The sequence below is a fragment of the Legionella norrlandica genome (genome assembly GCF_000770585.1).
Lineage (GTDB): Bacteria > Pseudomonadota > Gammaproteobacteria > Legionellales > Legionellaceae > Legionella > Legionella norrlandica.
Genome location: NZ_JNCF01000003.1, coordinates 41,679 through 54,226, shown reverse-complemented (window position 1 = coordinate 54,226; position 12,548 = coordinate 41,679). Strand labels below are relative to the sequence as shown.

The following is a 12,548-nucleotide window of genomic DNA, read 5'->3' as shown; positions in this document are numbered from 1 at the left end:
TTTCATCCCTTCGTTAAAACACTATAAAAAAAACCATCCATACCCTGTTCTCCAGGCAAAATCTGTTGACCATGACCAGTCCACCTACCCCAAGGCCAATGATCGTTAAGCACTTTACAATCGGCATGTCTTGTAACAAACCGTGCAATTTGGAGTTCATTTTCCTCATGAATAATGGAGCAAGTGGCATAAACCATAACTCCGCCGGTCGCCAGAAGAGGCCACAAAGATTCCAACATCGTAGTTTGTAAATTAGTAATAGTCAGAATTTCTTCCCTTGTTCTTAATAATTTAATATCCGCATGACGTCTTATCACGCCGGTAGCTGAACAAGGAGCATCTAATAAAATACGATCAAACAGGGAGCCATCCCACCAATCTTTAGGGGATAACGCGTCTCCTTGCACTACAGTAGCCTGTAACCCCAACCTATTTAAGTTCTCTCTGACCCGCTGCAATCTTTTGGATTCGAGATCTAATGCAACACATAAGTCGAGATTTGGCTCTCGCTCCAAAATATGGCAAGTTTTTCCGCCGGGAGCACAACAAGCATCCAGTACTCTTTGTCCCGATTCTAAAGACAACAGTTGGGCAGCCAGTTGAGCTGCACCATCTTGAACCGATACGCAGCCTTCTGCGAAACCAGGAAGTTCTTTTACATCACACGGATTTACTAAAGTAATACCATCAGACGCCATCAAATGCTTAAAAGCGTCAATACCTGAAGTTTCTAGTAAAGTCAGGTAATCTTCCACTGAATTTTTCCGTACATTGACTCTCAAAGTCATCGGAGGATGACTATCATTCGCTGCAGCAATACATTGCCAATCATTTGGCCAGTCTTTTTGCAAACGCTGAAGCAACCAATCAGGCTGACCATACAAAACAACTGGATCCTTTTCCAACTTGGTTAAAATATCGTTTTGTTGACGACAAAAATTTCTTAGTACCGCATTAATCAACCCTTTTGCCCAGACTTTCTTTATTTGTTCAAGCAACGAGACAGTCTCTTTAACAACGGCATAATCGGGCTTTCTCATATATTGCAATTGATAAATACCTATTAATAAGACTATCCACACTGCATTGTCCTTGGGCCGTTTATTTAACAAACTATCAGCAATAGCTTGTAAACGAAAATAATGCCGGCAAAATCCGTAGCAAATTTCCTTAGACATAGGGGAAATGCCTTCATTAGACATTAAGTGAGACAGGGATTTTTTGTTTTGTAGTAAAGCGGTTAATATTTTTAAAGCTTGCAAACGATCGTTGATTTTCATTGCAATATCAAACCATTATGTAATTGTGTTTTCCCAGAGTTTAGCCACTCCCTAATTGAAATAACTTTTGCCCCTGGAAACTGGATCTTCTCTACTAACAAGAACTTATTACCAGTAGCTACCAACATCCCATTCTTATCAATACTGAGCACCATACCGGGAGTATGGGCGCACTCTCTATCCACTACTTTAGCTTGATACACTCGAAGTACCAACTCTCCAACCAATGTGTATGCAATAGGCCACGGATTAAAAGCACGAATCTTTCTATCGATTTCTAGAGCAGACTCCTGCCAATTAATACGTGCCGCTTCCTTATTAATTTTACCAGCATAAGTGGCTAATTCATTAGCTTGTCTCTCAAATTGCACCGAATTAGTTTCCAATGCATCTAAAGTATCTAATAAGGGTTTCACCGAAATTTGAGCTAATTTATCATGCAAACTACCAGCAGTATCCACTAGAGTAATAGGGCATTCTACTTTACTTAACATAGGCCCTGTGTCCATTCCGACGTCCATTTGCATAATGGTCACCCCTGATTGCACATCACCATGTAGGATGGCATGTTGAATAGGGGATGCACCACGCCAACGTGGTAATAGAGAAGCATGGACGTTGATACAGCCTAAACGAGGAATTTCCAAAACAGCCTTCGGTAATATTAACCCATAAGCAATGACAACCATGACATCAGGCTTTAATGAAGCAAGTTCGTTGATCGTTTCCTGGCTTTTAAAATTAACGGGTTGATAAACAGGTATGTGGTGCTTTACTGCCCACTCTTTTACAGGGGATTCCTGCAGCTTACGACCACGCCCAGCAGGCCTGTCAGGTTGAGTATAAATAGCCCTCAGGTGATGTCTAGATTGAATTATAGCGTCAAGACAAGGTAACCCAAACTCAGGGGTTCCAGCAAAAACAATCGTTAAACCTTTCATGATTTGCGAGCTTGCAATCGTTTGAATTTATCTAATTTACGACGTGCCATCATTCTTTTTAATGGAGATAACAAATCGACAAATAATTTACCGTTTAAATGATCAATTTCATGCTGTAAACACTCAGCCAATAATCCTTCACCAGTGATTTCAAAAGGCTTACCAAACCGGTCTAACGCTTTAACTGTTACTTTTTCAGCTCTAACGACCACATCATAAGCTCCGGGAACAGACAAACAACCTTCTTCAAATTCCTTTTCACCCTGAGCAGAAACTATTTCAGGATTAATAATAACGATTTGTTCCTTTTTGTCTCCAACAATATCAATAACAGACAATCGCAAACTGACACCTATTTGCGGGGCAGCGAGTCCAACTCCTCGAGCATCGTACATCGTATCAAACATGTCATCAATTAAAACTTGCAAACTCTCATCAAACGTTTCTACAGGCTTAGCAATTTTTCTTAGCCGCTCATCAGGTAAATAAAGAATCTTACGGATTGCCATTGTTTATCTAGTTCTCCACACAGTAATCGTGATATTATCCTCTATATGCGGTAATGCTGCAAGATGCCAAAGTTTAACAAAAGGATTGATGTATGAGATATTACCTCCTCATTTTCAGCTTGATACTCTCCTCCTTTGGCCATGCTTTAAGTCTAAGATTAGACTCCCCTTCTCGTTATGTCGTACAACCAGGTGATACTTTATGGAGTATTTCTAGTCGCTACCTTAAAAACCCCTGGGAATGGAAAGCTCTATGGCGTGCCAACCCCAATATCCAAAACCCAGATCGTCTGTATCCTGGTGCAATACTTTCTCTGGAATATTACCAAAACATTCCTTATATCAGAGTCTTGTCTAACGGAACTGTCAAACTATCCCCTAATATAAGAATCACTCCAAGTGAAGATGCTGTGCCACCTATTCCATTAAGTGATATCAAACCTTTTTTAGATGAATCTTTAATTTTAGATGTTGATGTACTGAGCAGAGCTCCTTATATAGTGGCGCTACAAAGTGAAAGAATGCTAGGCGGACAAGGAGATGAAGTCTATGTCAAAGGACTCCACTCCTCTAAAGAAATGCCTCAAGGAAGTACAATTGGATATTCTATCTTCAGAGGAGGACGAAATTACTTCGATCCTATAACCCATGAATTGCTAGGCTATAAAGCCGTATTGGTGGGTTATGGCGAGCTGCTTGCAGGTGGAGAACCAGCAACGGTGCTATTAACCAACATCAATGTCGGCATTAAGATAGAGGATAAGGTTCTTATTAATAACCACCCAGAACTTGAATTGTATTTTGAACCTGAAACCCCTTCAAGGCAAGTGAAAGGGTATATTATTGAGATGCCAGATAATATGCCTGTTGGTAATACCCAGGAAGCTGTAGGAGGAGTGATAATAATTAATCTTGGAGAAACATCAGGATTAAAACCTGGAGATGTTCTTGCTATCTACGGTAAAAAGCGCATTGTCAATGATCCTAAAAATCATATGTGGCCTATTACTCTGCCCCAAGAACGCCTTGGGGAAGCTATGGTATTTCGAGTTTTCACCAAAGCCAGTTATGCCTTAATTGTGAGATCCACACGAGCCATTCACTTATTAGATACAGTAACTAACCCATGAACAATCTACGCCACTTCCTCGCCCTAAATAGGATGAATAAAATTGGCCCTCGAACCGTTCTAAAATTACTTAAAAAATGGCCAGATTTAAATTTAATGTTCCAGCTCTCGGGTTCTGAACTAGAACAGGCAGGCTTACCTCCTCTTTTAGCACAAACCATCAAAGATTTTAATTTGGATCTTATAAATGCTGACTTAAACTGGTTAAACTCATCAGAAAATCACCATATCTTAACTTGGGACTCCCCTTATTATCCCAAATTACTCAAAGAAATTGCCGATCCTCCCATTGTTTTATATGCCAAAGGTCAACTATCCGCTTTAGAGCAACCTAATTTAGCTATCGTAGGAAGCCGCAATTCATCTATTACAGGAAATGAAAATGCCCGGGAATTTTCCAAAGAACTTGCAAAATATGGAATAACCATAGTGAGCGGTTTAGCTCTAGGCATTGATGCCCACGCTCATTTAGGATGCCTGGAAGCCAGAGGACAAACAATAGCCGTTTTAGGTACAGGAATTGATTGCATCTACCCACGGCGCCATATAAAAATGGCTGAGCAAATCACTGAGAATGGCCTTTTATTAAGTGAGTTTCCTTTAAAAAGTCCACCAATCGCTGGACATTTTCCACTCAGAAATCGTATAATAAGCGGTCTATCATTGTGCATTTTGGTTATCGAGGCAGCAATTAAGAGCGGTTCTTTAATTACAGCAAGAATGGCTGTGGAACAAAACAGAGATGTATTGGCCATTCCAGGATCCATTCATAATCCTTTGGCTAGAGGTTGCCACTACTTATTACAACAAGGTGCAAAATTAGTAACCTCGGTGGCCGATGTTCTCGAAGAACTACGAATAGATCATGATCAAGTCATTTCTAATAAACCAATTTTTTCCCTTGCCAGCAGTAAGGAAAACCTAGTAAAGTTCATTGGTTTTGAAATTACTACTATAGATCAAATCGTTGTGCGTAGTGGCTATAGTGTAGAGCAAATCACAAGTGAGCTGGCTGAACTAGAACTACAAGGGGCCATTATAGCAGTCCCTGGTGGCTACATAAGGTGTGAATATGAAAGATAATTTGTTTGAAATGTTATTGAATTTGTTTGAAAAAAGTCTTAATCAACTTCAGAAAGACCATAAACTCAATGATCAAGATGCGCAAAATCAATTGCTTGAAGACGATCTTTTAAATACCGAAGAGCAATCATTATTTATCAAATCTGCCCATAAAAAATCAACACGTATTATTACCTATGAAGAACAAATGAAATTGACCAAAGCCAGTTATCAATTTCTAATGCGTATGAAATTATGGAACATCATTGATGTTGAACAATTTGAATCAATAATTGGTCAATTGCAATTTTCCGAATCTCGTATCGTAACCCTACAAGAAACTAAATGGACTATAAGAAATGCTCTTGCATCTAATTTGAATGAGGAACAATTAACTTTTCTTGATCTTGTGCTATACCAAACAGAAGATGAACTAACAATTCACTAAAAATTTTGTAGCTGATAAGCCTATTCATGAACTGTTAGAGAGCATTGACAACCAATAAAGGATAAGGTTCATTTTATATGAGTAAACACTTGGTGATCGTTGAATCGCCCGCAAAAGCAAAAACAATTCAAAAATACCTGGGAAGTGATTATGACGTATTAGCCTCTTATGGTCACGTACGTGATCTGCCTGCTCGCAAAGGATCAGTCAATCCCGAGCAGCATTTTGCTATGACTTATGCTCCTATTGAAAAGAATGCGAGACATATTGATACCATAGCAAAAGCACTTAAAAAGTCAGACTCACTATTGCTTGCCACGGACCCAGATAGAGAAGGCGAAGCCATTTCCTGGCATATCTTTGAATTAATGAAAGAAAGAAATCTTTTGAAAGACAAGTCCGTACACAGAATTTTCTTTAATGAGATCACTAAAGCGGCTATTCAAGAAGCTATCACTAACCCCAGATCAATTTCTATGGATTTGGTTAATGCTCAACAAGCCAGGCGTGCTCTTGATTATTTAGTTGGTTTTAACCTTTCTCCATTATTGTGGAAAAAAATTAGACGAGGATTATCTGCCGGACGAGTCCAAAGCCCTGCACTTAGATTAATCGTTGAGCGTGAAGAGGAAATTGAGCGTTTTATTTCTCAAGAATACTGGAAAATAATTGCAAAATGCACCCATGCCACCACAGAATTTGAAGCACGATTAACTCACTTTAATGAAGAGAAGCTACAACAATTTACAGTCACTCAGCAAGAGCAGGCGCATGAAATTAAAAACCAACTGATCAATCAGTCCCAAGGTTTTTTAACAGTTACCCAGATTGAAAAAAAACAACGTAAACGCAAACCTTCTCCACCATTTATTACTTCCACATTACAACAGGAAGCAGCAAGAAAATTAGGTTTTACTGCTCGTAAAACCATGATGATAGCGCAGCAATTATATGAAGGTATTGACATAGGCACAGGAACAGTAGGTTTAATCACTTACATGCGCACTGACTCTGTCAATCTGGCTAATGAAGCAATTGAAGAAATTCGTCAATATATTACTCAACGCTATACAGCAAATAATTGCCCACAGACCCCCAGAATTTATAAAACCAAATCGAAAAATGCGCAGGAAGCGCATGAAGCTATTAGACCTACATCCATTCAAAGAACCCCGGAACAAGTACAACACTCACTGACAGGTGATCAAATTAAACTATATAGTTTAATTTGGAAACGAACTGTAGCCTGTCAAATGGCTGACGCCATTTTGGATACCGTTAGCGTAGATTTCAGCTGTGGAAAAGGCAATTTGTTCAGAGCCAATGGTTCAACAGTAACCTTCCCAGGATTCCTTTCTGTTTATGAAGAAGGCAAAGACGACTCTAAAGAAGAAGATAATGAAGACAAAATCTTACCTGTTTTCACTGTTGGTGAGAAAGTAAAAATATTGGATATTGAAACTAATCAACATTTTACTGAGCCTCCTCCAAGATACTCTGAAGCCACTTTAGTTAAAGCGCTTGAAGAATATGATATAGGACGGCCATCTACCTATGCCACTATCATCCATACCTTGCAACAACGAGAATATGTAATAGTCGACAAAAAACGATTCTTGCCGACCGATGTCGGCAGGATAGTCAATAGATTTTTGACGAACTACTTCACTCGATACGTCGATTACCAATTTACAGCTGGTCTTGAAGATACTCTGGATGCGATTGCTCGTGGAGAAAAAGATTGGATTCCCGTCTTGGAAGATTTTTGGCAGCCTTTTGTTCAGCAAATCCAGAATATTGATGAACAAGTCCAACGAAAAGACGTGACTACAGAATTATTAGACGAAAAATGTCCTAAGTGTCAAAAGCCATTATCAATAAGACTCGGTAAGCGTGGGCGTTTTATTGGCTGCACTGGATATCCAGAGTGTGATTACACCCAGGATATAAGTGGTCAAGATAATGAGAAATCAGAGCCTGAAATCGTTGAAGGACGAAATTGCCCTTTATGCCATGGTAGTCTACATATTAAAACCGGACGCTATGGAAGATTTATCGGGTGCAGTAATTATCCTCAATGCAAACATATGGAGCCCTTGGAAAAACCTGCTGATACAGGAGTAACTTGTCCTAAATGTCATCAAGCCAAGATCCTGCAACGAAAATCAAGAAAAGGTAAAATCTTTTATTCTTGCGGAGATTACCCTAAGTGTGATTATGCTCTGTGGAATGAACCTATTAATGTGCCTTGCCCTAAATGTAGTTGGCCTATTTTAACTCTAAAAGAAAGCAAAAAATTTGGTCGCCAAATTATCTGCCCTCGTGAAGGCTGCGATTATTCTGAGAAAGAAAATTAGAGTTGACTCTTTAGCAACTGTCTTGAATTAAAAATTCAGGACTGTTGCCACTTACTTGCTGCCCAACCATATCAAATCACTAAAGGATTCTTGTTTTTTTGCAAATACAATTGGGCTAGATGATAAGACGCATAATCTGTAATATGCCCTGAATCACGGAATACAGGGACATCATGAATAGCGACCCGACACACTCCTGATGGGCACTGAACCAAACGAGGATCAATAATTATTAATTGAGAATATTTTTTTCCCATTTTTGTAAACAACGTATCAATCCAACGTTGTTCAGCTACATCTAATTTAAAATCACACTGCTCAGGATTGTATTTTTTTCGCAGTTTAATATGTTCGAAGAAACAGCTGTATGGATTCCCCTTAGAGAGAGCGATTGACTTGATTAATACTGGTTTCGCCCCAGAAGCAGTGATAATTTGTAAAGCTTCATCTAAAGCCTTTTCGATGCGCTTTTGAGAAAGTTCTTGTGAACGGACGTCATTTAATTGATTAATGATTTTATCACCTAAATAACCATTCCAGTTTTGTCCAAGAATAACATAATCATAATGATTTGCTTTAATCATATTAAAATAGCGATCCGTTTGATCATGACATTCTTGATAAATCTTATTTTTAATATTCACATCAAATTGATATATTCCAGGCAAAGCAAGGCACGCCACTGTTGCGTGAGCTAAAATAGACACATTAGCTTTTTTTGCAAAGGTATCCATAAATCTCCAATACTGATTGGAATAAGAATCTCCTATCATAAATCCATTATGGCTACCTGAATTTTGGGCCCCTAAAACGCATTGATTATCTACTTCGACGCTCTTTCTCTCAAGGCACAAAGGTCTTTGCACACTTTTGTATTTATTTAATTCTACATAAATTTGGGCAGCTTCCTTAAAACGATGAGGATAACCTATGTTCTTTTTAATTAAATGATCGCAGAGGTGAGTAACAATAACCGGGAGAATAAACAAACAAGCCACAGTATAACCAAATTTGATTTGATGTAATTTCCTTGCAGGTTTTTCAATAAATTGCCAAGAAAGATAAGCTATGATAAACACTATCCCAAAAGTAAGCAGTAATACCAAATTAGACTCTTCAATATTCAAATAACGAATCAAGGCAAATAAAGGCCAATGCCAAATATATAAGGAATAGGAAATCAACCCTATGAATACTAACGGCTTTAATGAGAGAACTTGGCTGGCAATCAGTTTTGGCTCTTGCCTCCCGACAGCAATCAATACAGCCGTCGCAAGACATAAAATTAAAGTATACCAATTAGGATAGCCTGCATTAACATCAACGTGCATCGCTATATAAAACAGCGTTATAATGGCCAGTATACTGATTGCATTTAATAAACTCTTATTGATTAAGAACCGATTCGAGCCCAAAGTAACACAAGCGCCAATCAAAAATTCAAAAATACGACTGGTCAATTGGTAATAGGTTTTTGCAGGATTACTCCAAGAATAATACATAGATAAACTTAAAAAACCAATAGCCAGCAAGTAAATAACCTTTGTCATATGATTGTGACCAAACAACCTATGAAGTAAATAGATAGCAACTGGTAAGATCAGATAACATTGCCATTCAATAGATAAGGACCACATATGTAAGAGTGGCAACTGATTGCTATCAGGAGAAAAATAATTACTAGTTACATTTTTAAAAAATACATTCGATGTAAAAATTGAAGTTTTGCGAGCACTTTTACTAAAAAGCAGCAGATCATCGGGCAAATAATAAAATAATGCGACTAACGTAGTAACAACAATCAGACAGATAAAAACAGGTTGCAGCCGCCATAATCGTCTACTATAAAATTCCACAAAAGAAAAATGGTTATTCTGTAAAGATTTTTGAATAATACTTGTGATTAAGAAACCTGAAATAACAAAAAAAATGTCAACCCCAATAAATCCAGAAGGGAATAGGGATAAACCACTATGGAAAAATAAAACAAATAAAATAGCAATTGCCCTTAAGCCATCAATGTCTGAGCGGTAATTCACACTAGATTTCCAAAATAATTGTTGATTTTTTAACCCTTTGCGGTGAATTTTAGGTGTTTTATGCGATTTGATTTGTAGTCATGCTACGATTAAAAACGAGCAATAGCAAGTCCCATCGCGAGTTTTAATCGTAGCATAGCATGAAAAAACAAGCAGGAAAAACTAAAACTCATTCATAAATATATCAAAATATTTTTAGCGAGAACTAAGGCATGAAGGCGCTTGGGAACAATTGCCAAACACCTTCTATTTTATTGCGGCTCGTTCATGAGCTGCTCAATATAGCGTCGGCAAGTTAATGGTTTATGTATATGGTTTATAAGATAACGTGTGCCTCCGGTACCTGTGATGATCAAGGTACCATAACTCAAGATGCTGCCTAGAATAGATTGTCGTATGTCTATGGTTTCAATTTTATTTAATGGTATATCTACTGTTTGTCTTACTATGATACCCGTACGTAAAATAACTTGCTTTTTCTTTATAGTAATGGAAGAAAAATAATAAGTAACCCAGGTAATGAATATCCAAATAAGAGCAAAAAAACCGAGAAAAAGACTGACTTCTCTTAATTGCGTAATATAATAATATATTGTCATAGCAATACCCAAACCAAGACAAGGGCCAAAAAATATAATCCAATGCAAGCGGGTAAAATAAATAACATTACTTTCAGTAGTATTCTCAGCCATTGCTCACCTTTTTTATATAATCTTTGGAAAAACAAATTGTAGCAGTCGGTACCTGTTTTTCATTGGATAATATTGCACTTCACATTATTTTGCTATTCTATACGCAGCTCTAGAAAAAAGTAGTAGTTAAAGTTCGTCTCTTCACAGACTAAACCAAGCGCGCTATAGCTTCAACTTCTTTTTCTAGGTTAAACCTAATTTTTTGCGGTAAACTGACACTTTAGCAGGCCCTCTAATAAGTAAGGCAACCTTATGAAATCAATCAATCGATGCCTAAATAAACAACTGAGCGAAATCTGCCAGCGCTCTATGCAGTTGGAAGAATTATCTCTTAAAATTTCGCGATTTCTTCCTGAAAATTTAGCAGATAAATGTCAAGTTGCCAGTTTTAACAAAGGGAGTCTTCTCCTTACAACAACCAATGCTGCTTTTGCATCCCAAATACGCTATCTACTCCCTGATTTACGAGATAAATTAAGAAAAGAGGCGGGGCTATACCAGTTATCTGCTATTAAAATTACCGTTATCGAACCATCTCCCCAATTACAAAAATCGATAGAAAAAAATTCCCCAACTCTATCAGAGAAAGCTAAAACTACGATCATCAGTGAAAGCCAGAATTGCAGCTATGAACCATTACAAAAAGCCTTACTTCGCTTAGCGCAAGGGGAGTAACTTAAACCTAGATAAGTTAGTACTTTCTTTAAATATAAGCAGTAGATTTTCTAATAAAGATCAACTGCTATTTTTAGGATTATAATCAAAGTAATTGATAATATCTTCTCAATAGCTAAATATGACTATGATCAAACAAATTGTACTGATGAGCTTTACCATTCTGGGTTTTGTAATTCTGCTCATGTATATATTTCAACGGCAACTTATCTATTTCCCTAATAGACACACGCCTAAACTTGAGCATTTCGACGCAACCGATATGCATGTAGTTTCCCTGCACACAAAAGATAATCTACCTATAAAGTCCTGGTATAAATCCGCAGTAAAACATCGCCCAACAATTCTTTACTTACATGGTAATGCTGGGCATATAGGGTATCGAATGCCACTTGCACGCCAATTCATTGATGCAGGCTTAGGAGTTTTTTTATTAGAATACAGGGGGTATGGAGGCAACCCAGGTAAGCCCACAGAAAAAGGACTATATGAAGATGGTAGAGCTGCAATTCAATTTTTGGCTCAAAATGGGATTTCTTCAAGGTATTTGATTTTATATGGCGAATCGATAGGCACAGGCGTAGCGACTAAACTTGCCACAGAACACCCTGTCTGTGCAGTTATTCTACAGTCTCCATTTACATCACTAACAAACCTGGCACATTACCATTATCCATTAAGCTTTCTTAAACCATGGGATCAGTATAATTCTCTGGAGCGCATAAAAAAAATAAATGCCCCGTTGTTGGTATTGCATGGGAAACTGGATCAGATTATTCCCTATCAAGAAGGTCTTACCATTTTTAAAGAAGCAAACGCGCCTAAGAAAATGATCTCTTTCGATAATAAGGAACATAATGATTTATGGAGTACTGACAATTTTTCTAAAGAAATTATTCAATTTGCTCTAGACCATTGTTCTTAACAACACATATTGAAAATGATCAACTATCAATTGATTCAGCAAAAGCTGCTGAAAATCGCCTTTCAACCCACTCTTTACTAAGGTATTTAAAACAATCTTCCAGATAATCGGCCAACTCTCCCTCTTCCAGAACATGCTCAAACCCCAAGGGTTCAACATTATGATGAAAATAATCCCCAAAATACTTCATGGAAAAATCAAAGTAGTCGCGAGTATGTAAGATAAAAGAATGCCACATTTCATCCATGATCAATAACGGGCCAAAAAGATGGGTCTTTTTACCTAGAGAATGTCTTTGCTCATTAAGCCACATCCAGGCTAATAAATCCTCAAAGATCACCCGTCCTTCGTTGGCAGAATATTCTGGATGAGAATGACAAAAATGAGCAATTATTTTCTCATTTTTATAATTAAGTAAATTAGATAATGTGTATTTCATTACCTTCCACAACAAGATTTCTTATTACTTGGTTTCTTAGTAATAAATGCAA

The 12,548-nt window shown here is 37.6% G+C and carries 12 protein-coding genes; 6 read left to right on the top strand and 6 right to left on the bottom strand.

The genetic code is table 11. The features are described 5' to 3' along the window. Nucleotides 1–2 precede the first annotated feature (2 nt). The 3 genes from rsmB to def are packed head-to-tail and all read right to left on the bottom strand — an operon-like array spanning nt 3 to nt 2,730. A complete protein-coding gene (gene rsmB, locus OK13_RS01390) occupies nt 3–1,280 on the bottom strand; it encodes a 16S rRNA (cytosine(967)-C(5))-methyltransferase RsmB (protein ID WP_035886909.1) in 1,278 nt (425 codons plus the stop codon). Next, entirely contained in the window at nt 1,277–2,221 is a 945-nt protein-coding gene (gene fmt / locus OK13_RS01385) for a methionyl-tRNA formyltransferase (protein WP_035886907.1), read from the bottom strand. Before fmt ends, rsmB begins: the two co-directional genes overlap by 4 nt. Then, nucleotides 2,218–2,730, bottom strand: a complete 513-nt coding sequence (gene def, locus OK13_RS01380) for a peptide deformylase (RefSeq protein ID WP_035886905.1) — start codon at nt 2,728–2,730, stop codon at nt 2,218–2,220. The genes fmt and def overlap by 4 nt, the downstream gene beginning before the upstream one ends. Before the next feature lie 92 nt (nt 2,731–2,822). On the opposite strand from def, the gene OK13_RS01375 reads away from it, so the two are divergent. From OK13_RS01375 to topA, 4 genes are all read left to right on the top strand, one after another. After that, nucleotides 2,823–3,860: a LysM peptidoglycan-binding domain-containing protein gene (locus OK13_RS01375; RefSeq protein ID WP_035886904.1), complete on the top strand. Its 1,038-nt coding sequence runs from the start codon at nt 2,823–2,825 to the stop codon at nt 3,858–3,860. Next, on the top strand, nt 3,857–4,942 hold the full coding sequence (gene dprA, locus OK13_RS01370) for a DNA-processing protein DprA (protein WP_035886902.1): 1,086 nt from the start codon (nt 3,857–3,859) through the stop codon (nt 4,940–4,942). The genes OK13_RS01375 and dprA overlap by 4 nt, the downstream gene beginning before the upstream one ends. Further along, the gene (locus tag OK13_RS01365) at nt 4,932–5,369 is read left to right on the top strand and encodes a DUF494 family protein (protein WP_035886896.1); all 438 of its coding nucleotides are present in this window, start codon (nt 4,932–4,934) and stop codon (nt 5,367–5,369) included. The genes dprA and OK13_RS01365 overlap by 11 nt, the downstream gene beginning before the upstream one ends. A gap of 77 nt (nt 5,370–5,446) precedes the next feature. Then, nucleotides 5,447–7,726, top strand: a complete 2,280-nt coding sequence (topA, locus tag OK13_RS01360; RefSeq protein WP_035886894.1) for a type I DNA topoisomerase — start codon at nt 5,447–5,449, stop codon at nt 7,724–7,726. Between the two features lie 71 nt (nt 7,727–7,797). Here topA and OK13_RS01355 read toward each other — a convergent pair whose 3' ends face one another. Both OK13_RS01355 and OK13_RS01350 read right to left on the bottom strand, forming a co-directional pair. Further along, complete coding sequence (locus tag OK13_RS01355; RefSeq protein ID WP_035886892.1) at nt 7,798–9,765, bottom strand: acyltransferase family protein; 1,968 nt, start codon at nt 9,763–9,765, stop codon at nt 7,798–7,800. A 251-nt stretch (nt 9,766–10,016) separates the two neighbouring features. After that, the gene (locus OK13_RS01350) at nt 10,017–10,457 is read right to left on the bottom strand and encodes a PH domain-containing protein (protein ID WP_035886890.1); all 441 of its coding nucleotides are present in this window, start codon (nt 10,455–10,457) and stop codon (nt 10,017–10,019) included. A 252-nt stretch (nt 10,458–10,709) separates the two neighbouring features. On the opposite strand from OK13_RS01350, the gene OK13_RS01345 reads away from it, so the two are divergent. Both OK13_RS01345 and OK13_RS01340 read left to right on the top strand, forming a co-directional pair. Next, on the top strand, nt 10,710–11,132 hold the full coding sequence (locus tag OK13_RS01345) for a DciA family protein (RefSeq protein WP_035886888.1): 423 nt from the start codon (nt 10,710–10,712) through the stop codon (nt 11,130–11,132). Nucleotides 11,133–11,259: 127 nt separating this feature from the next. Next, on the top strand, nt 11,260–12,057 hold the full coding sequence (locus OK13_RS01340) for an alpha/beta hydrolase (RefSeq protein WP_035886999.1): 798 nt from the start codon (nt 11,260–11,262) through the stop codon (nt 12,055–12,057). 19 nt (nt 12,058–12,076) lie between these two features. Here the strand turns inward: OK13_RS01340 and OK13_RS01335 are convergent, their stop codons facing one another. Further along, nucleotides 12,077–12,496: a glycine-rich domain-containing protein gene (locus OK13_RS01335; RefSeq protein ID WP_035886886.1), complete on the bottom strand. Its 420-nt coding sequence runs from the start codon at nt 12,494–12,496 to the stop codon at nt 12,077–12,079. Nucleotides 12,497–12,548: the final 52 nt, after the last annotated feature.

Coding starts and splice junctions, on each gene's coding strand:
- rsmB (WP_035886909.1), bottom strand. CDS start 1,280: ATGAAAATCAACGATCGTTTGCAAGCTTTAAAAATATTAACCGCTTTA.
- fmt (WP_035886907.1), bottom strand. CDS start 2,221: ATGAAAGGTTTAACGATTGTTTTTGCTGGAACCCCTGAGTTTGGGTTA.
- def (WP_035886905.1), bottom strand. CDS start 2,730: ATGGCAATCCGTAAGATTCTTTATTTACCTGATGAGCGGCTAAGAAAA.
- OK13_RS01375 (WP_035886904.1), top strand. CDS start 2,823: ATGAGATATTACCTCCTCATTTTCAGCTTGATACTCTCCTCCTTTGGC.
- dprA (WP_035886902.1), top strand. CDS start 3,857: ATGAACAATCTACGCCACTTCCTCGCCCTAAATAGGATGAATAAAATT.
- OK13_RS01365 (WP_035886896.1), top strand. CDS start 4,932: ATGAAAGATAATTTGTTTGAAATGTTATTGAATTTGTTTGAAAAAAGT.
- topA (WP_035886894.1), top strand. CDS start 5,447: ATGAGTAAACACTTGGTGATCGTTGAATCGCCCGCAAAAGCAAAAACA.
- OK13_RS01350 (WP_035886890.1), bottom strand. CDS start 10,457: ATGGCTGAGAATACTACTGAAAGTAATGTTATTTATTTTACCCGCTTG.
- OK13_RS01345 (WP_035886888.1), top strand. CDS start 10,710: ATGAAATCAATCAATCGATGCCTAAATAAACAACTGAGCGAAATCTGC.
- OK13_RS01340 (WP_035886999.1), top strand. CDS start 11,260: ATGATCAAACAAATTGTACTGATGAGCTTTACCATTCTGGGTTTTGTA.
- OK13_RS01335 (WP_035886886.1), bottom strand. CDS start 12,496: ATGAAATACACATTATCTAATTTACTTAATTATAAAAATGAGAAAATA.